The organism is Bacillus cereus group sp. BfR-BA-01383, from assembly GCF_022663495.1.
GTDB classification, from domain to species: domain Bacteria; phylum Bacillota; class Bacilli; order Bacillales; family Bacillaceae_G; genus Bacillus_A; species Bacillus_A cereus_AU.
The window spans coordinates 131,215-149,626 of the sequence record NZ_JAKUFP010000010.1; the positions used below are offsets into that span (position 1 = coordinate 131,215).

The following is an 18,412-nucleotide window of genomic DNA, read 5'->3' on the forward strand; positions in this document are numbered from 1 at the left end:
CTATAGTTAAATAGATTCCTTTTTTATGGGAAATTAATAACTAGTTGTTATTTGTTAGAGAAGGATATGTTTAATATTTTACATATTGTGGCATACATATAGGAAAAGGGAGTTTGGAAAGGGGATTATAGAGAAATGGAACTCCAGTTTCAAAATGTATATCAACAGGTGGAGAATTGGTATGTGTTGGATTCGGAGCTTCCTTGGGATGTCAAAAAACTGAGAGAAGATTTGTTTTCTCTTATTGAAGCATGTAAAACGCCAGTTATTTTTTGTGATACATGTGATGCAAACAATGTCCTTCTATCACTAGGGGAAGAAGAAGAAGAATTTCTATTTCAGGTAGGTGGCTTTTATCATAAAGAAAAACAATTAATTTTCGTTTGCATGTGGGAAGAGTATGAACAAGTGCTCAAAACGCTACTGCATGAATTTCGGCATGCGATGCAGGATAAGAGGGATGAATTGTATGTGGGAAGTGAATCATACGAAGAGAGATGGATCGAGAAAGATGCGAGGGCATTCGCGGAGAGGAAATTAGATGAATATAAAAATAGAAAATTGATGTAAAGCATAGTGGAAAAATAACGCTGTGCTTTCTTTGTTGCTTACTAAAAATAAGTGATTGACTTTTATAAAGTTTAGTTCTAAACTAATGGTATGAAACGAGCGAGGTGATAGAATGAAAACAGAAGATAGACTCGGATTACTATTATGGTTTCGTTTATCACGTTTTTATAACAAAAGTATTCGTGAGACGAATCAGCATTTGAAAGAATGGAATGTATCTGCCGCTCAGTTTGATGTACTAGCTCAAGTTGGAGGGCATGATCGTTTAACACAACAAGAGCTTGGAAATAAGCTATTCGTTACGAAAGGAAATGTCACGCAGCTTTTAAATAAAATGGAGCAGCTGGAGTGGATTCATCGCGAACAAGAAGGTACTACGAAATATATTTCGCTAACAGAAAAGGGACGAGCTTTATACGGGGAAATCGTACCGCCTCAAGAAACGTTCCAAGCGGAGCAGTTTCAAAATTTGAATATAGAAGAACAACATCAATTACTACAATTACTAAAAAAATTACAGTAAGAAAAATTTCAAAATAAATCTCGATTTCGAGATAATATGAGGTGAAGGATATATTTAGAAAAATTGATCATAAAAATATGGGCAGAGCAAATCACGGTTGGTTAAATACACATTTTCATTTTTCCTTTGCTAATTACTATAATCCAAATAACATGAACTTTGGAGCGTTACGTGTTATTAATGATGATCTAGTAGCGGCACAAACTGGTTTTGATATGCATCCGCACCGCGATATGGAGATTATTTCTTACGTTGTAGATGGTGCTTTAACACATGAAGATAGCATGGGAAACCGCGGAACAATTGAGCGTGGACATGTTCAATATATGAGTGCTGGTACAGGTGTATTTCATAGTGAGCATAATTTAGGAAATGAAACACTGCGTTTATTACAAATTTGGATTTTACCGGACCGCGCTGGTCATAAGCCAAATTACGGTGAGTTTAAATTTGATTGGAGTAAGCGCGAAAACGAATGGTTCCATATGGTATCTCCAATGGAAGGAGATGCATCAATTCAGATTCACCAAGATGCGAATTTATATTCTTTATCATTAGAGGCTGGAAAAGAAATTCATTTTCCTGTGAAAGAAGGCCGTCAATTGTACCTCCTGCAAATTGAGGGAAGTAGTGTAATAAATGGTGAAACACTTGTTATGCGTGATGCGGCAGAAGCGGTAGAAGAAGATATTCATATTCAAGCGAAAGAGCAATCACACTATTTAGCAATTGAATTACAAAAACAATAAAACGTTTATGAAAAAGAGGACATTGAATAAGATGTCCTCTTTTTTTGAGTGGAATTGTCAGAAAAAACTTTCTCAATGTTTCGGGAGAGGTATTGGCTTAAAAAATAAGAATTGTATAAAAGTGTCAAAAATCTTTATGGGAATGGGGAATGTTATAGTGAAAAAGAAAGTCATTTCATCAGCATTAGCGTTAACTGTTATCGCCGGGGGATTTGGAACATTTGGAGCAACGACAACGAAAGCGGAAGAACAAAAAATTCAATATCATCAAGAATTTAAAACGCCTGCATACATAGGTGAAGAATGGAAAGCACCGGAAGGACTAGATAAAAAAGAGACGGTCTTTCAATATTTAGAGAGTAAGAAAGATATGTTTAAATTAGCAGGAAACATTGATAAACACTTTAATGTTGTTGGGGAAGAAAAAGATGCTGAATCTGGCACGACACATGTGAAGTTAGTTGAGAAACATAATAACATTCCTGTGTATGGTTCAGACCAAACTGTTACGCTAGATAAAGAGAATAATGTAAAGGCATTCTTCGGACAAGTTATTCCGAATTTAGAGGATAAAAATATTCCTACCTTTGCAAGTATTAGTGCGGAGCAAGCAGAAACGATTGCAAAGGCTGATATTGAAAAAGAAGTTGGGCAAGTGAAAAATTATGATGGTGTGAAAAAAGATTTATTTGTGTATGAAAAAGATGGAAATTACTATCTTGCATACTTAGTTAAGGCATCGATTTCAAAACCAGCTCCAGGGTACTGGCATTACTTTGTTGATGCAACAAATGGAAATGTTATTGAGAAATATAACGCTGTAGATAACATTACAGGATTTGGTTACGGAGTATTAGGTGGTAGACAATCATTTGAAATTGCTCAAGATGAGAAAACAGGAGCATTCAACTTATTTGATGGTCAGCGTGGACAAGGTGTTCATACATTTGATGCAGAGAATATGGATGAAAACTGGTTTAATTTATTCTCACAATGGCTTGGATATACAGGAGAAGAAGTTGAAAGTAAATCTAAGTTCTTCGAAGATAAAGCGGCAGTTGATGCACATGTAAATGCAGGAAAAGTATACGATTACTATAAAAAGACATTTAATCGTAATTCCTTCGATGATAAAGGTGCAAAACTGATTTCTACTGTTCACGTAGGTACGGCTTGGAATAATGCAGCTTGGAACGGTATACAAATGATGTATGGTGATGGCGATGGTAAAACATTCATTCCATTATCTGCTGGACTAGATGTTATCGGTCACGAATTAACGCATGCTGTAACTGAACATACAGCAAACCTTGTTTATAAAAATGAATCAGGTGCGTTAAATGAATCGTTATCTGATATTATGGGTGTCATGGTTGAGAAGAAGAGCTGGGATTTAGGTGCGGACATTTATACACCTGGCAAACCTGGTGATGCACTTCGTTCTCTGAAAGATCCAGCATCTATTCCAAACCCATTAAAACCAGGTGAAGGTTACCCAGATCATTACAATAAACGTTATACTGGAACAGCTGATAATGGCGGCGTTCATATTAACAGTAGTATTAACAATAAAGCTGCATATTTAGTATCAGAGGGCGGCACGCATTATAATGTGAAAGTAACTGGAGTGGGCCGTGAAGCAACAGAGAAAATTTACTACCGTGCTCTTACAAAATATTTAACTGCAAACTCTGACTTTAAAATGATGCGCCAGGCAGCAATTCAGTCAGCAGAAGATTTATATGGTAAAAACTCTAAAGCTGTACAAGCTGTAACGAAAGCTTATGATGCAGTAGGCGTAAAATAATAAGAGAAAAAGACCTGACTAGGCTGCCAGGTCTTTTCTTTATCCCGTAAACGCCCGACTGATTAAAGTTTCACTTTATTTAGTCGCGTATACCTAATGCGATTTTCGCCATACGTGACATGCGTTCTTTCGACCATGGTGGATTCCAAACGACATTAACTTCTATTTCATTTACTTCAGGTACGTTTGTTGATAATACTTTTTTAACGTCTGCTATGATTTGACCAGCCATTGGACAACCGATAGAAGTCATTGTCATCGTAATGACAGCATTATTATTTTCATCCGCTGTAACATCATACACTAACCCAAGGTTAACAATATCAACACCTAGTTCAGGGTCAATAACAGCTTCTAAATTGGTGAATAATTTATTTTCAAATGCTTCTTGTGACATAAATAGCACCTCCTACATAATAATGATATCGATTCTCATTATAACGGAAATGTATATAATGTGCAGGAAATGAGCTCAAAAAAATATCCCTCTTCAGAAGAGGGATATTTTTTTGAACATCTATTCCGTTTTAAAATGAGATACGAGTTGATCTAATTCTTTAACTGTTTGTTTCATTTGTTTTGCGGTTTCTGTCATTTCATTCATAACAATAACTTTTTGAACAGTAGATTGCGCTGTTGAGGCAGTTTCACTAGATACTTCAGTAGAAATAGAAGCAATATTATTAAGTGACGCATTCATTTCTTCAGCGCTTGCAGCCATCTCTTCAGCAGTTGCTGATATATCTTGCATTTGAGTAGATACTTTATTTACTTGATCAACAATTGTTGTGAAAGAAGTACCAGCTTCACGAATGACATTAATGCCTTCAAATGCTTCGGAACGCCCTTGAGACATCATAGCGCTAGCAGTTTCTGTATCATTTTGAATGTGATGTAGTAAGTTGTTAATATCTGTTGCAGCTGTTTTAGATTGTTCGGCAAGTTTACGAACTTCATCAGCTACGACGGCAAATCCTTTTCCTTGCTCACCAGCACGAGCCGCTTCAATAGAAGCATTTAAAGCGAGTAAGTTTGTTTGCTCAGCGATATTAGAAATGGATTGTACAGCTGTATCAATATATTTTGTGTGAGTGATTAGACGTTCGACTACTTCTGATGTAGCATTTACGGCTTCGTGTATCGTTGTCATTTGTGAAACGGATTTCTGGATAACTGTACTTCCGTCGTTAGTATGTTCAGATGTAGCGACAGCAAGTTCGGCTACAGATGAAGCAGATTCAGCAATGCGTTGAACACTTACTGTCATATCGTCCATTGCAGTTGAACTTTCTTCCATACTAGAAGTTTGAGATTGAATACTTGCATTCAAGTTGGACATCGAACTTTGAACTTTTATTGTCTCCTCAAGTGATGTATTAGTCTTTTCTAGCATAATTTCAGAAGCGTTTTGTACTTCCACAGAGGTTTTTTGAACACGATTAATGATATGTTGCAAGTTTTCTAGCATTTTATTAAATGATAATGCAATCGTACCGATTTCATCATTGCTATTTACTTGTAGGCGTGCCGTTAAGTCACCTTCTTGAGAAGCTAGTTCTTTTAGCTTAATGTCAATCTGCTGAATTGGTTTTACAAGTCTACCAGAGAACCACCATGCAAGAATAATTGCAACGACAATACAAATAATAAGTGATAAGAAGACAACATATTCAATTTGTAGTGAAGATTGATCGATTTTTTCGATGGATTGATCACGTAACTTAGCTTGTTCATTACTGTAATTTGTGAAATCACCAATCACTTTATAGACAGTGCCATTTTCTGTAGAAGCAACTTGCAAAGCCTCTTCCCACTTTTGTTCTTTTGCAAGAGGGAAAACTTTTTCTTCAATAAATTTTCTCCAAGTGGATCCTAATTCCATTGTGTTTTTTACGGACTGAGAAATATTTGGATTAGAAAGAAGCTTATCTTTTGAATCCTCAAGACCTTTACTCATCTCATTAAACTTGTCCAATTCGACCTGATCATGTTGTAGTAAATAACCTCTTAAAGCAGATAGTTGTACTTGATAAGCGTCTCCGCGCTCTTTTAAGTCTGTTGCAAGAGGAGAAATATCTGTTTGTAGTGCTTCAGCTTTATGTGACTGATCGATAGCGAAGTATAAAATGAATGCTAAGGCGATGCCGAATAAAGCACAAATCGTTCCCATCATGAACATTAGTTTTTTTCGAATGCTAATAAAATTCATATGATAAAAAGCCTCCTTTTTAAAATCTTAGTATTAGGATTAATTAATGTAAAAGATTGAAAGAAAGCTCTATTCCTATTGGAATAAAGCTTTCTTCTTTCCTTTAGGAATTATAGCAGACAGAATGGGAGAGAGAAAGATATATTTTAAAGTAAAAAAGAGAGATTGATATTAATAAATGTTCTTAAAATGTATACATTTGTATATCCAAAAATTCATAAATAAATATTAGAAAGGCTATTGTAATTTGAAATAACATCATGTATACTTCTAATTAGCTGATAACGATTATCACTATCAACTGAAACATTACTCTTCGTTATGTTGGTCATACCCCTTTTTGACGACGTAAGTCAGAGACAAAATGTTGAAATATCTTGTGTCCTATTCTACAGAATTATGGTAATCTCCAACCTCAACTTATATGCGTGAGCATGCAAAAAGGATCCTATCCGTGAAGGGATCCTTTTTTGCATGTTGTCGCAATTATTGTATATAGACCTGGTATTCGTTCTTCAATTCCTTCTGGTGCAGTAGAAGGGAAGACCCATCTTTGATGAGACCCGTGTTCTTCAACTAGTTTTTCAATTTTAAAATGTTCTTCCGCGAGCGTTGTAATAATTTCTCCTAACGTCCAGCGACGGATGGTTGTTTTCGGTAAAGACTCTTTTTGTACTTCTGTAAGAAGAATGCTGTAAGCAACATCATCTTCAATTAATTCTTCATCGAAATAATTTCCACTTGCTCGAAATGATGGATGGTCTACTCCTAATAGCTTTGTGTATATTGGATGGTAATCACGAAGGATAAGCATTCCGCCTGGCTTTAGTAATTGAGAGATTTTTGTAAAGAGCGGTTTTAAATCTAAAAAATAATGGAGTACACCAAGTTCCAGTAATACGATATCAAATGATTCGGAGAGTTTTACATCTAATACGTCAGAGACGATGTACTGGATAGAGACATCTGCTGCTTCTGCAAGTTCATTTGCATATTTCGCATTACTTGCTGAAATATCAACAACCGTTACGTCAGCTCCTAAAAGGGCGAAAGCAACGGCTTTATTACCTTTTGACCCGAGTAAATTAATAATATGTTTTCCTTTTGGAGATTGTATGTAAGGTAAATAATGTGCTACTTCGCGCATGGGATCTTCCATGAGCTTTTTCGCATAATTTTCTGGTGCACCGTGGCGATTCGTCCATGCTTCATAGGCTGCTGCATTCCAGCTTTTTTTATTAATAGTGCTTAGTTGTTTTTGATTCAATGTTATCCCTCCTTTTATGAACGTATAGATATTCGGCAGGAGGGTGAGATTTCCTGTTTTTTTTGAATTGAAGTTTGATTTTTCTGTTATTTAGTCGTAAAATACGTGTTATACGTAAAAGCGTTGAAAAGGAAAAGTAGGATGAAAACATTCTTTCCAGAGAGCTTCGGTAGCTGAGAAGAAGCAAGAATATTCATTTGAACAATGGTCTTTGAGCTTCGTCCTGAACTTATCAAATGATAATAGTAGGCGGCGACGAGAGTTGGTACTCGTTATCAAAACCACAGTATAAGAGCATAGAGCTCCGTACTTGTTAAGGCTAATTATGTGAGTAATTGGCGAAATAAGGTGGTACCGCGACTGTTTATACAGCCCCGCCCTTATCTTTTTTTAAGATAGGGGTGGGGCTTTTTATATTTTAAAGGAGGAATTTAAGATGAGTATTTTTATTGGAGGCGCTTGGCCGTATGCGAATGGTTCGTTACACCTTGGGCATATTGCTAGTTTGTTACCTGGAGATATTTTAGCACGTTATTACCGGGCAAAAGGTGAGAATGTGTTGTATGTTTCGGGAAGTGATTGTAATGGAACACCGATTGCAATTAGAGCAAAACAAGAAGGTGTGACCGCGAAAGAAATTGCTGATAAGTATCATGAAGAATTCCAGCGATGTTTTCAGGATCTCGGTTTTACGTATGATTGCTATACACGTACCGATAGTGATCACCATCATGAAACTGTTCAAAAAGTTTTTTTGCGTTTATTAGAAGAAGACTATATTTATAAAAAAACAGTGGAACAAGCATATTGCGAAACGTGTACGCAGTTTTTGCCGGATCGTTATGTAGAAGGAATATGTCCCCATTGTCATGAAGCAGCAAGAGGAGACCAATGCGATGCTTGTTCTGCTATTTTAGATCCGCTCGATTTGTTAGAAAAGAAATGTAAGTTATGTGGTAGTACGCCATCAGTACAGGAAACAGAACATTTCTATTTCGCATTGCATAAATTTCAGCACCAAATTAAAGAGTCTGTAGAAATCGCAAAGCAAAAAGGAACATGGCGTGACAATGCAATTCAGCTAACAGAAAGATATGTAAAAGAAGGATTACAAGATAGGGCGGTGTCACGAGATTTACCAATCGGGGTTCCAATTCCGGTAGCGGGATACGAAGATAAGAAAATTTACGTATGGATTGAAGCTGTGACAGGGTATTATTCAGCGAGTAAACATTGGGCTAAAGAAACAGGAAAAGATGATCAAAAGTTTTGGGAGAGAGATGCGAAAACATATTATGTACACGGGAAGGATAATATTCCATTTCATTCTATCATTTGGCCAGCTGTATTACTTGGAATAGGAGAGGAAGCAATCCCGCGCCATATCGTTTCGAATGAATATTTAACGGTTGAAAAAAGAAAGTTATCGACAAGTAAAAACTGGGCAGTATGGGTACCTGACATATTGGAACGCTATGGTCCAGATTCTATTCGTTACTTTTTAACAGTCAATGCACCAGAAAATCGTGACACTGACTTTTCATGGCGTGAATTTATTTACAGTCATAATAGTGAATTGTTAGGTGCATATGGAAACTTCGTGAACCGCACATTAAAGTTTATTGAAAAATATTATGATGGTACGGTGCCGAAGGGAACTATTGATATAGAGCTGAAAGATAAAATAGAAGGATTATATAAAAATGTAGGAGAGGCGATTGAGCAAACTAAATTTAAGGTGGCATTAGAGACAATATTTGAGGCAGTACGTTTTGCAAATAAATATTTTGATGAAAAACAGCCTTGGAAACAAAGAGAAGATGACCCAGTTTCATGTGAAGAAACGATTTGTAACTGTGTTTATCTTATCGCTAATTTTGCAAATCTCCTGGAACCATTTTTACCATTTTCAAGTGAAAGAGTTCGAAACACATTGTCGATTGTTAAACAAATTTGGGAACCAGAAAATACGTTACCAAACCGAATTAATAATGTGCAGCCATTATTTGAACGAATCGATGTAAAACAAATTGAGCATGAGATAGAGAAGCTATATGGAGCGGTAAAGTGAGATAGAGAAAAAGACCTTTCAAATAAATGAAAGGTCTTTTGTTATGTGCTATGCACGCTATTATGTTTCCTTCCCTTCCTAGCCGTAAGCAGCTGAGGAGTGAAAATCCCAATCACTATAAAAATAATCCCAATCCATTGCATGAATGTTACGACTTCATGTACAAGTGTAATAGAAGCGATAATAGCAGTTGGTAATTCAGCTGCACCTAAAATAGTACCAAGTCCTATTCCGACTTTCGGTACACCGATTGAAAAACAAATGACAGGTACAACAACGCCGAATAATCCGAGGAAGAAAGCATATTTCCATAGACCGGCTTGTAAAGCGCCATCTGTTAAAAAGGTTGGCGGGAAGAATAGACATACGATAAGAGTAGCACTTGTTGTCATGAGAAAGCTTTTCGTGTAAGGTGGAGCATCTGTAGCGACGCGCCCACTTGCAAAAACATAGAATGAAAAAGAGACAGCAGCTAATAGTCCAAAGATAATCCCTTTCGTAGAAAAACTTTGTCCGAGACCGTCAAAGATACCACCTGCAAACAGCGTACCAGTAAATAAAATAATGATAGATATAACTTTCTCGCGGCTTGGAAATGTTCGATTTGCAATTGCTTCGATTACTACACCAATCCAAGTGAACTGGAAGAGTAGGACGACAGCGATAGATGCTGGTAGTTCTTCTACAGAAATAGCGTAGAAAATCCCAGTCATACTCATCGTTGTTCCGACTGTTAGTAAGGAAAAGAATTGTTTTTTTGTTACTTTATGACGTGAAAAGAAAAGAACGAGCAGGAGTAGCCCAATCCATCCGAAGACATACTGTCCTCCTAATAGTTGATGTGCTGAAAATCCGTCAATGAATCCGAGTTTGAAAATAGTTGAAAGTACGCCGTAGCTACAAGCTCCGAATAAAACGAGTAATGAATACTTAAACTTCTCCATGAAGATCCTCCTTATAAAGTGAAACTTTAATCAGTGTGGGGGGTGTTCATCCCCCACTGATTATCAGCCCTCACCAATCGGGCTTTTACGGGCAGTTAATCTTCCACCTAACTTCTTTGCTCCAGCCGAATTTTGAGGTGGGAGTTTTACTGCCCGTCAATACGGGATAAATAATAAAAAACGCCCGCTATCCAAAAAGGACAACGGGCGAACGAAACAGAGTAAGATACTCTACAAAATTCCGCCACTCATACGAAGTATGAATTTGGGTATGAAATTATGGTGATTTTTTACATTGCTTTTGGGAATACAATGGAGCATTTTACACCTTGAGGTGTGTTTTGTATCCCATAAGGAAACTGATGTTTATCTAATATTTGTTTTACAATATATAACCCAAGACCACTGCCTTGTACTAAGCCATGTTTGCAAGGATTTGCGCGATAGAATGGCTCAAATAAATGGGCAAGTTTATCCTCATCGATTTGTGAACCTGTATTTAATACTTCTAATGCGTAACCGTTTGGTTTTTCATAAAGCTTTATATATACATGCTGATGGTCAATTGTGTAATGAATTGCATTTGAAATAATGTTAAAAATAGCAGTTTGAATAAATTTAGGATCAGCTAAAATTTGTACATCTTGTTTAATGTTAGATTGAACATTTAATTGCTTTACAGATACAAAGTAATCTACTTTTTTCATAACATCCTCAATAACATTAGATAACGAAATGACTTCTAAATTCGGTTTAAATTGAGGATTTTGTATTTTGGATAATTCTGACATCTTTTCCGTTAAAATGTTAATATCTTGCATCATCTCATAGGAACGTTTTAAATATTTATCTTTATCTTTATAAGCGCCAATTCCGTGAATCATACCATCGAGTTGTCCCATAACAGCCGCGATCGGTGTTTTTAATTCATGGGATACCATAGACATAAATTCTTTACGAGATTGTTCTAACTGTTGTTCCTTCTTGAGTTCATTTCTTAAATCTTGATTGCTTTCATGTAAATTCTTCACAATATGTGGGACTTGCGAAGCAGCTACTTGCAAATTAAAATCTGTTTGATCTGTATTTTTGTTAAGTAGCTTTTTATCTGAGAAATCAAGATTCATAATATCTTTTAAAGCATCGCTCATATATTGAAAAGGTTTGGCAATTAGTTTTGCATAAATTAAAGATCCGAGCAGAGATATTGCAAGCATTGTTGCACCAATACGTGGAGCTAACTGTTGCAGCACATCTGCTAAACTTGGATTATCATGTGTATCATTTGTTTTACTTGCTGCATTTTGTTTATGTAAGGCATCATTATTAGCGACTTGCTTTTCCGTTTCTGGAAGTGTAGTTGCTGTGCTATTTTCTCCCGAAATATTTTGGGCATGCTCTTTTGCTTTTACAGTTTGGCTAGGCTGCAAAAGGTGATTGATAGCTGTAGAGAGTGTTTTGTAGTCTATACTAGAAGGCTGGAAATTAAAAATATTACTCTCTGACACAGCTTTATTTTGATTCATCTTACTTTCATCGTTTTGTTTGTCTGAATCCGCATGTTCTGTAGTCTGCGTTCCATTTTCTTTTGCAAAACGTTCTTTATCGTAGTTTGAAGCTAGAAAATAAATAATTTGATAAAGACAAAATGATAAAAGAATACAAAATAATAAGGTTTTGATGAAAATATTTTTGGTGATGTTGTCTTTGCTACGATTCGATTTTGTAGCCAATGCCTTTCACCGTTTTAATATAAGAAATTCCTAATTTTTTTCGTAAGTTTTTAATATGTGTATCGATAACTCTTACATCACCATAATGTTCATAGCCCCATACCTTATTCAACAAATCACTTCTTGATAATACTTTTCCTCGATTTTGTAGTAAAGTATATATAATTTCAAACTCTTTTGTAGTCAATTCAATTTGATTACCATGAACATAAGCTGCATATGCTGTAGAATTTAACATCAATTCATGGAATTGTAGTATAGTTGCAGTTTCTGCTTCCTTCGTTGCTGCCCTTCTTAGTACAGCTTCTACACGTTTTATAAATACGGTGTAATGGAAAGGTTTCGTAATATAATCATCAATACCTAACTCAAATCCTTTAATTTCACTTTCTTCATTATGTAAGCCTGTTAACATAATGATTGGCACGTCAGATTGCCCTCGCATAATTTTACAAATACTATATCCATCTATATCTGGTAACATCACATCAAGGAGGACGAGATCGTATGAATTTTTTTGGAAAAGAAGAATACCTTCTGTTCCAGCGCCAACGACATCAACGGTAAAGTTTTGGGCCATTAGAAATTCACGAATAAGTTCTTGTATATCTGGGTTGTCTTCAATCACCAGTATATGCGTCATAGTAACACCTCCTAAATAACGCTTTTTACTGCAATATTCGAATTCATCATTTCTTTGCTGATTCAGATTGTTTATACATATAATAAGCCCCCGCTATAAAATAATCATGAAAGTAGCAAGGGGAATTGTTTAGCGAAACTGAATATTTCAGAATTACAGTAGTTCTATTATAGTATGTATTGTAAAATTTATAAAATATTATAACTGTATAATTTTAATATCCATGTTTACAAATGTTTTAATATTGTTTGACACGATCTATTTTCATTATATATGTAAATACAGTTGTTTTGCTACTGTAAATGAATAAATAAAATAAGCCAAGATATAAAATTCTTGGCTACACATAAATCTTGTTCTTAGGTTATTTTACAGTGACAGTAGCTTGTTCTGGAATACGCTCAAATAACCAACGGACATCATTGTTATACATGCGAATACAGCCAAGTGTTGTTGCCTTTCCAATTGCTTGATTATTGTTAGTTCCATGAATCGCATAAGTAGTTCCGTAAGTACCTGCCATATTTAATCCAAGCCAACGATCACCAAGTGGATTACGTGGATCTCCACCTTTAATCTTTCCCGTATAGTAGGGACGATTTTTAATTTTATTTACAATCTTAAAAGTGCCTTTTGGAGTTGGGGTTGCGGCTTTTCCAGTCGCAACAGTAAAACTTTTTACAAACTTTCCATTTTGATAAAAGTCCATTTTCTTTGTGTTTGTATCTACAATAAGCTGACTGTTCGTTGATGATGCCTCAGCAGAAATATGTGGGACTGATAAAAAAACAACTGATAAAAAAACACTTAATAATAATTTTTTCATTATATTCTCCTTTTACTATTGTAGTATTATTACATACAATGAATTTGCAATCCTCGTAATGCTTGATTTATATTCTCATCTAATGTTTCAAAGAAGGTAGTAATCTTTGCATTGTGTTTGTTGTTTTTATCAATAAGTAATCTTTCATTTAGTAAAAGCTCACCATGTAGTCCAAAACTTTGAACTTGAATATTTAGTTCATCTTCAGTTTCAGAAATGATTGGTAAGAAATAGTGAAACGCTTTCGTAGGAATAATGTAGCTTTTGCCAATCATGCTTTCTTGATTTGAATTAATCCATTTTCTCGTGACAATCTTAATATTCTTTTTTGAAACGATAAAAGACAGTGTTGTAGATTTTGTTAAATTAACGTCAAATTCATTTGTTTCACATATGTGTAAATTAAAAGCGGTTTCATTTTGATGAGATTCAACATTTGTATTAATGAAATCATGCATTTTATATGCTTCCATTTCTTATTCACCCTTTTTTCAATTTCGAAAAGCGACTTATATTTATTCAATTTAGTGTTTAGTCATATATTGGTTAAATTTTTCAACAAATTCCGATATAATCTTACAATACATATATGAAGATAATATGAAGTTAGTATGAGTTTGTCATGGTTTTTTATAGAGAACAAAATAAGGGGATTTTGGAGTGTTAAAAACTGGGTAAAAAATGTATGTTAATGGCTCCATTCTGTATGAGATATAGTGGTTAGATCGTTTTTAAAGTGATAATGGGGATAAGTATATAAAGAACAAAAACTGTAGTGTGATCCTTACAAAAATGTAATAAAAATGTAAGCTATTGTGATAGTTATTTCGACAATTTTTTTATACAATAATAGTAAGAAGTTGTACGTGATTGAAAGGAGAGATGACATGGAATGGGTTCATGAATTATTTCAGCAGTACGGGTACTATGTTGTACTTGTTGGTTTGCTGTTAGAATATATTGCGCTTCCGTTCCCGGGAGAGCCAACATTAGCATATGCGGGATTTTTAGCACAGAAGGGTGATTTAAGTTTAACGATTTTAATAATTCTCTCTTTTGTTGGGACAAGTGTAGGGATGACGATTCAATACTTTTTAGGCAATAAATTAGGTATGCCTTTTATTCAAAGATATGGGAAATACGTATTTTTAACACAAAGAAAAATAGACTTAACAAGAATGTGGTTTGATAAGTATGGGTACTTCCTGATCTTTATCGGTTTCTTTATCCCGGGCGTACGCCATTTTACAGGATACTTTGCAGGGATCATTAATTTACCATTCCGTCGTTTTGCGATTACAATTTATTCAGGTGCTTTATTTTGGGTATCATTCTTCTTAATCGGTGGTTACTGGTTAGGTGGGAACTTACAGGATATCTTTGGAGTGCTAGAAGATCATATCGGTAAAATTATTTTTGGGGTTATTGTTATTGTAGCGATCACGCTAAGTGTTCGTTTCCGTAAACAGCTAAAACGAGTCTTCTTACAAAACGCAAGTTAATATGGAATCCATTCTATGTCAGAATTTAGGAAGGCAGTGCAAAAGCACTGCCTTTTTTATTTTATTTTCCAGTTTGTTTTTATTTTTCCTTCGATACCGTAACCGGTCACTACTATATAATATGTTCCTGTTTTACTAGGTGAAAGTTCGTACGTATCGTTGCTTAGTATGGAAAATGGCTCATATTTGTTAAATTCACTAGCAAAGTAAGTGCTAGAACCTTGGTAGGCGCTATTTTCATTAATAAGGAAGTTTACGTTAACTTCAATTGTTTCTCCCTTTTTTACATGAACGGGTATTTTATGTGTGCCGTTAAAATACGAGAAATCCGCCTCAAATGTATTTTTTGTACTGTGCTCAACCCATTGTTCTTTTTGAGTAAAATCAATAGAGCATATTGCAATGAATAGAAGAGGAATGATAATAGCGGTCGTATATCGAAACCATTTGTATTTATTTGCTATACAGGTACATAAATAAAATAAAAGTGAACAGATTGCCCCCACGGATCCCATTATGAAAGTTACGATTACATCTCCCCCATTGTATATATGCAATGGAAGGAAGAATAAATAACCAAATAAAATATAAAATAAAATTTTTCTTGGGGTGCTATTATGTTTTGAATTTAATTTATCAATTACAAACGAGCATAAGATCGCGTAGGCGAAAAGAAGATAAAACCAAAAATCATATAAAAATCCAATTAAGTATTCGGATGTTTTAAAGAAGTTCATATGATCTTCAATAAGGAAAAATAATAAAAAAGAAAAAAAGAGAGAACAGGCCGCTGAAAATTTAATAAGAGCGTAAGAAAAGGTCATTTTTTTATCCATGAGACACCTCAATTATGTAGTTCTTAAAAATTATTATATATGTTATATCTAGCATAATATATATATGTTTTTGACATGTATCAGCGTCAAAGTGACAATGATAATTGACAATAATAAGGATATTATTTACAATTTTAATTAAATAAATGAAAAAGAGGTAAAGCATGAAGCTTCAAAATCGAGTGAGGGAATTGCGAGCAAAGCATCGTTTATCACAAGGGGATTTAGGGAAAGCAATTGGTTCATCACGGCAAACCATTAGTTTAATTGAGCGCGGTGATTATGCGCCATCTATTGTATTGTCGTTAAAAATCGCACACATTTTCAATGTATCGGTGGAGGAAATATTTACGTTAGTGGAGGGGGAAGAGGGAGAGGGAGAGTAAACTAAAAAAACAATTTGATTTTGTGGGAAAGTTATTATTAAGTATGATGGGTGGCTTTTTTGCATCTTATATAGCTTTAGATATGCTTTCGGATGAACCGAGAAAATTATCACCTAATATATTAATAGGTGTGTGTACTATTTTTGGAATCGTAATGATTTATTACACTTGGAAGAATACACGTATGTTAGCGAAGGTACGCGATGAAGAAGAGAGCGTACAAGGCAGAAAATTAGGTATTATAATCATGTATTTACGTGTAGGTGATATAGTTACGCAGGCATGGTTTGTATATGCAATTATTACATGTAGACGTGCACTGTTGCATGATACAAATGTTTCATTTGCAGTTGGGAATTTGATAGCTTCTATTGCTTGTTTAACCATTGTAGTGGTTATCGGGATCATAACAAAGAATCGTTATAACAAGCTATATCCTGAGCAAGGTGTAACATATATGGAATCGATGAAAATGTGGACGAAAAATGCAGATGAAGGGTTAGAGCACATTGTGCATGAGGCTGGATATAAAGCGTATGAATTTACAAATAAAGTACTGGCCTTGATGTGGTGGGCTGCCGTTATATATACAGCGGCTAGTGATATAAACTTCGTATTGCTTGGATTGATCCCGTTTATTTGGATATTGCATATTGGAAAATTCATGTACGAAATGCATAGAAAAATGATTTATTAAGGAGAGAGAAAGGTGGATATTTTAAAAAGGCCAGCTGGTTCAATGACGGCGGCGCTAGTTCTGTCCATTTTATACGGAGTAATCCGAACCGGGAAATTAGAAACAATGTTGAACATATGGGCAGTAATCGGAATTTTGTTATTAGTGTTAGCCATTCATGAGCTAGGACATGTAGTATTTGGTTTAATGGGCGGTATGAAATTTAAATTTATGACAGTGGGGCCTATCACTGTTCAAAAAGAGAAGGGGAAAGTACGCATTCGAGAAAATAAATTATGGGCGTACTTTGGAGGCGTGGTGATGTTAGTACCGCCTTCTATAGAGACACCGAATCTTTCGAAAAAATGGGCGTGGATGACTTTAGGTGGACCGATTACGAGTTTACTATTCGGTATTACTTCAGGTTACATATATATGGTGAGTTATTATCAATACCTTTTATATTTTTCCGTCTTCCACTTTGTGATTTTTACAGCTACAATGGTGCCGACAAAAGGAACGCTTCTGAGTGATGGCATGCAATTTCTCATTTTAATTAAAAATGATGAAAAGGCTAAGCGGCATTTATATACGATTCAAGTATCGAGTGAGTTATTTAGTTATAAAAGGCCGAAATATTGGGATGAGAGATTGGTAGAACTTAGTGAGGAGAAAATAAAAGAGAATAAAGGGATAAGAGAGATAATGAGTGGACTTATGCTCGTCTTTTATGCCAAAGCTGATCGAGAGGGAATGGAAAGAGCGATACCGTATGTAGAACAAATTGTTCAACTACCTGTAACGAAAGAAAATAAATTTTTCGTTGGTAGTTTTCATAGTTGGTATCTTTTATATAAAGTTCTTTATCAGGAGGGAAGTCTTTCTCTGCAGGAAGCAAAGGAACATGCAAAGTCCATTACAAAAATGGACTTACATGGATATTACCGCACACAAGGAATTGTTAAATACTTAGAGGATGATTTAGAAGCTTCACGTACTTATATGAAGAAAGCTGATAGAGAATTGAAGAGCGCTGAGAAGAATGAGATGGGATATTTACAATTAGAGAGAGAATGGTTTGAATTGCTAAAGGAGAGGGTATCTTACGATGGATGAGGTATCCTCTTTTTTCTATGTCATCTTATTCAATTTCATAAAAAACGAAGTACAGGTAGAATGAAAGAGATAGGAGGGAATGCATATGGAAATTTTAACGATTATTTTGATAGTCTTGCTTATTTATGCTGTTTTTAAAGTAGCATATGTAGCATTAAAAATACTCGCGATCCTATTAGTTATCTTTTTAATCGTAGAGTTCGGCAGTAAGTTGCTTGGGGGATAGGGTATGCTGTACGTTTTGAACGTCGAAGGATGTCGTTAAATCGATATACTGTGTCGAAACGTCGATATATTGAAATAATCGTTGATATAAATGGAGAAACGATCGATATATGTGAAAAATCGTTGATATATTTTAGTGAATACCAAATGGGGTATGTGAAAAAGAAGTTGCCGTGAGGGTAACTTCTTTTTATTGTAGTGACGGGTATAGAGTATGAGTAGGTTGCCGAAAAATGTTGTTAAATCGATATACTGTGTCGAAACGTCGATATATTGAAATAATCGTTGATATAAATGGAGAAACGATCGATATATGTGAAAAATCGTTG

General features: G+C 35.1%; 19 protein-coding genes and 1 other annotated feature. Of the genes, 10 read left to right on the plus strand and 9 right to left on the minus strand.

What is annotated here, in order from left to right; translation table 11 throughout:
- The first annotated feature begins 135 nt into the window (after positions 1-135).
- From MR065_RS12595 to nprB, 4 genes are all read left to right on the plus strand, one after another.
- On the plus strand, positions 136-570 hold the full coding sequence (locus MR065_RS12595; RefSeq protein WP_242213877.1) for a DUF3920 family protein: 435 nt from the start codon (positions 136-138) through the stop codon (positions 568-570).
- 112 nt (positions 571-682) lie between these two features.
- Positions 683-1,093 carry a MarR family winged helix-turn-helix transcriptional regulator gene (locus MR065_RS12600; RefSeq protein ID WP_242213878.1) on the plus strand — a complete coding sequence of 137 codons (411 nt, stop codon included), beginning with the start codon at positions 683-685 and terminating at the stop codon, positions 1,091-1,093.
- Positions 1,094-1,143: 50 nt separating this feature from the next.
- Complete coding sequence (locus MR065_RS12605) at positions 1,144-1,842, plus strand: pirin family protein (RefSeq protein ID WP_242213895.1); 699 nt, start codon at positions 1,144-1,146, stop codon at positions 1,840-1,842.
- 157 nt (positions 1,843-1,999) lie between these two features.
- A complete protein-coding gene (nprB, locus tag MR065_RS12610) occupies positions 2,000-3,649 on the plus strand; it encodes a neutral protease NprB (protein WP_242213879.1) in 1,650 nt (549 codons plus the stop codon).
- Positions 3,650-3,728: 79 nt separating this feature from the next.
- Here the strand turns inward: nprB and MR065_RS12615 are convergent, their stop codons facing one another.
- From MR065_RS12615 to MR065_RS12625, 3 genes are all read right to left on the minus strand, one after another.
- Positions 3,729-4,046, minus strand: coding sequence for a metal-sulfur cluster assembly factor (locus MR065_RS12615; protein WP_242213880.1), 318 nt, complete (start codon positions 4,044-4,046; stop codon positions 3,729-3,731).
- A 120-nt stretch (positions 4,047-4,166) separates the two neighbouring features.
- Positions 4,167-5,858: a methyl-accepting chemotaxis protein gene (locus tag MR065_RS12620; protein ID WP_242213881.1), complete on the minus strand. Its 1,692-nt coding sequence runs from the start codon at positions 5,856-5,858 to the stop codon at positions 4,167-4,169.
- A gap of 448 nt (positions 5,859-6,306) precedes the next feature.
- Complete coding sequence (locus tag MR065_RS12625; protein ID WP_242213882.1) at positions 6,307-7,125, minus strand: class I SAM-dependent methyltransferase; 819 nt, start codon at positions 7,123-7,125, stop codon at positions 6,307-6,309.
- 114 nt (positions 7,126-7,239) lie between these two features.
- Positions 7,240-7,510 (plus strand) — a binding site (T-box leader).
- A gap of 51 nt (positions 7,511-7,561) precedes the next feature.
- Here MR065_RS12625 and metG point away from each other — a divergent pair.
- Positions 7,562-9,196: a methionine--tRNA ligase gene (gene metG, locus MR065_RS12630; protein WP_242213883.1), complete on the plus strand. Its 1,635-nt coding sequence runs from the start codon at positions 7,562-7,564 to the stop codon at positions 9,194-9,196.
- Positions 9,197-9,237: 41 nt separating this feature from the next.
- Here the strand turns inward: metG and MR065_RS12635 are convergent, their stop codons facing one another.
- From MR065_RS12635 to MR065_RS12655, 5 genes are all read right to left on the minus strand, one after another.
- Complete coding sequence (locus MR065_RS12635; protein WP_242213884.1) at positions 9,238-10,140, minus strand: EamA family transporter; 903 nt, start codon at positions 10,138-10,140, stop codon at positions 9,238-9,240.
- A gap of 290 nt (positions 10,141-10,430) precedes the next feature.
- A complete protein-coding gene (locus MR065_RS12640; protein ID WP_242213885.1) occupies positions 10,431-11,873 on the minus strand; it encodes a sensor histidine kinase in 1,443 nt (480 codons plus the stop codon).
- Positions 11,851-12,516, minus strand: coding sequence for a response regulator transcription factor (locus MR065_RS12645; RefSeq protein WP_242213886.1), 666 nt, complete (start codon positions 12,514-12,516; stop codon positions 11,851-11,853). Before MR065_RS12645 ends, MR065_RS12640 begins: the two co-directional genes overlap by 23 nt.
- A gap of 364 nt (positions 12,517-12,880) precedes the next feature.
- On the minus strand, positions 12,881-13,342 hold the full coding sequence (locus MR065_RS12650; protein ID WP_242213887.1) for a L,D-transpeptidase: 462 nt from the start codon (positions 13,340-13,342) through the stop codon (positions 12,881-12,883).
- Between the two features lie 29 nt (positions 13,343-13,371).
- Positions 13,372-13,815, minus strand: coding sequence for a DUF3978 family protein (locus tag MR065_RS12655; protein ID WP_033712435.1), 444 nt, complete (start codon positions 13,813-13,815; stop codon positions 13,372-13,374).
- 414 nt (positions 13,816-14,229) lie between these two features.
- Here MR065_RS12655 and MR065_RS12660 point away from each other — a divergent pair, with 414 nt between their 5' ends.
- Entirely contained in the window at positions 14,230-14,844 is a 615-nt protein-coding gene (locus tag MR065_RS12660; RefSeq protein WP_242213888.1) for a DedA family protein, read from the plus strand.
- Positions 14,845-14,900: 56 nt separating this feature from the next.
- Here the strand turns inward: MR065_RS12660 and MR065_RS12665 are convergent, their stop codons facing one another.
- The gene (locus MR065_RS12665; RefSeq protein ID WP_242213889.1) at positions 14,901-15,680 is read right to left on the minus strand and encodes a hypothetical protein; all 780 of its coding nucleotides are present in this window, start codon (positions 15,678-15,680) and stop codon (positions 14,901-14,903) included.
- Positions 15,681-15,844: 164 nt separating this feature from the next.
- Here MR065_RS12665 and MR065_RS12670 point away from each other — a divergent pair, with 164 nt between their 5' ends.
- The 4 genes from MR065_RS12670 (at position 15,845) to MR065_RS12685 (ending at position 18,084) form a co-directional block, all read left to right on the plus strand.
- Entirely contained in the window at positions 15,845-16,066 is a 222-nt protein-coding gene (locus MR065_RS12670; protein ID WP_242213890.1) for a helix-turn-helix transcriptional regulator, read from the plus strand.
- Between the two features lie 43 nt (positions 16,067-16,109).
- Positions 16,110-16,763 carry a DUF3169 family protein gene (locus MR065_RS12675; RefSeq protein WP_242213896.1) on the plus strand — a complete coding sequence of 218 codons (654 nt, stop codon included), beginning with the start codon at positions 16,110-16,112 and terminating at the stop codon, positions 16,761-16,763.
- Positions 16,764-16,805: 42 nt separating this feature from the next.
- On the plus strand, positions 16,806-17,858 hold the full coding sequence (locus tag MR065_RS12680) for a M50 family metallopeptidase (protein ID WP_242213897.1): 1,053 nt from the start codon (positions 16,806-16,808) through the stop codon (positions 17,856-17,858).
- Between the two features lie 85 nt (positions 17,859-17,943).
- Positions 17,944-18,084, plus strand: coding sequence for a DUF3985 family protein (locus MR065_RS12685; protein ID WP_000404783.1), 141 nt, complete (start codon positions 17,944-17,946; stop codon positions 18,082-18,084).
- Positions 18,085-18,412 lie beyond the last annotated feature (328 nt).

Bases quoted from the DNA above. Each gene is read 5' to 3' on its own strand.
- MR065_RS12645 (WP_242213886.1), bottom strand. From the start codon at position 12,516: ATGACGCATATACTGGTGATTGAAGACAACCCAGATATACAAGAACTT.
- MR065_RS12660 (WP_242213888.1), top strand. From the start codon at position 14,230: ATGGAATGGGTTCATGAATTATTTCAGCAGTACGGGTACTATGTTGTA.
- metG (WP_242213883.1), top strand. From the start codon at position 7,562: ATGAGTATTTTTATTGGAGGCGCTTGGCCGTATGCGAATGGTTCGTTA.
- MR065_RS12595 (WP_242213877.1), top strand. From the start codon at position 136: ATGGAACTCCAGTTTCAAAATGTATATCAACAGGTGGAGAATTGGTAT.
- MR065_RS12615 (WP_242213880.1), bottom strand. From the start codon at position 4,046: ATGTCACAAGAAGCATTTGAAAATAAATTATTCACCAATTTAGAAGCT.
- MR065_RS12655 (WP_033712435.1), bottom strand. From the start codon at position 13,815: ATGGAAGCATATAAAATGCATGATTTCATTAATACAAATGTTGAATCT.
- MR065_RS12650 (WP_242213887.1), bottom strand. From the start codon at position 13,342: ATGAAAAAATTATTATTAAGTGTTTTTTTATCAGTTGTTTTTTTATCA.
- MR065_RS12685 (WP_000404783.1), top strand. From the start codon at position 17,944: ATGGAAATTTTAACGATTATTTTGATAGTCTTGCTTATTTATGCTGTT.
- MR065_RS12680 (WP_242213897.1), top strand. From the start codon at position 16,806: ATGACGGCGGCGCTAGTTCTGTCCATTTTATACGGAGTAATCCGAACC.
- MR065_RS12675 (WP_242213896.1), top strand. From the start codon at position 16,110: ATGATGGGTGGCTTTTTTGCATCTTATATAGCTTTAGATATGCTTTCG.
- MR065_RS12600 (WP_242213878.1), top strand. From the start codon at position 683: ATGAAAACAGAAGATAGACTCGGATTACTATTATGGTTTCGTTTATCA.
- MR065_RS12670 (WP_242213890.1), top strand. From the start codon at position 15,845: ATGAAGCTTCAAAATCGAGTGAGGGAATTGCGAGCAAAGCATCGTTTA.
- MR065_RS12620 (WP_242213881.1), bottom strand. From the start codon at position 5,858: ATGAATTTTATTAGCATTCGAAAAAAACTAATGTTCATGATGGGAACG.
- MR065_RS12635 (WP_242213884.1), bottom strand. From the start codon at position 10,140: ATGGAGAAGTTTAAGTATTCATTACTCGTTTTATTCGGAGCTTGTAGC.
- MR065_RS12665 (WP_242213889.1), bottom strand. From the start codon at position 15,680: ATGGATAAAAAAATGACCTTTTCTTACGCTCTTATTAAATTTTCAGCG.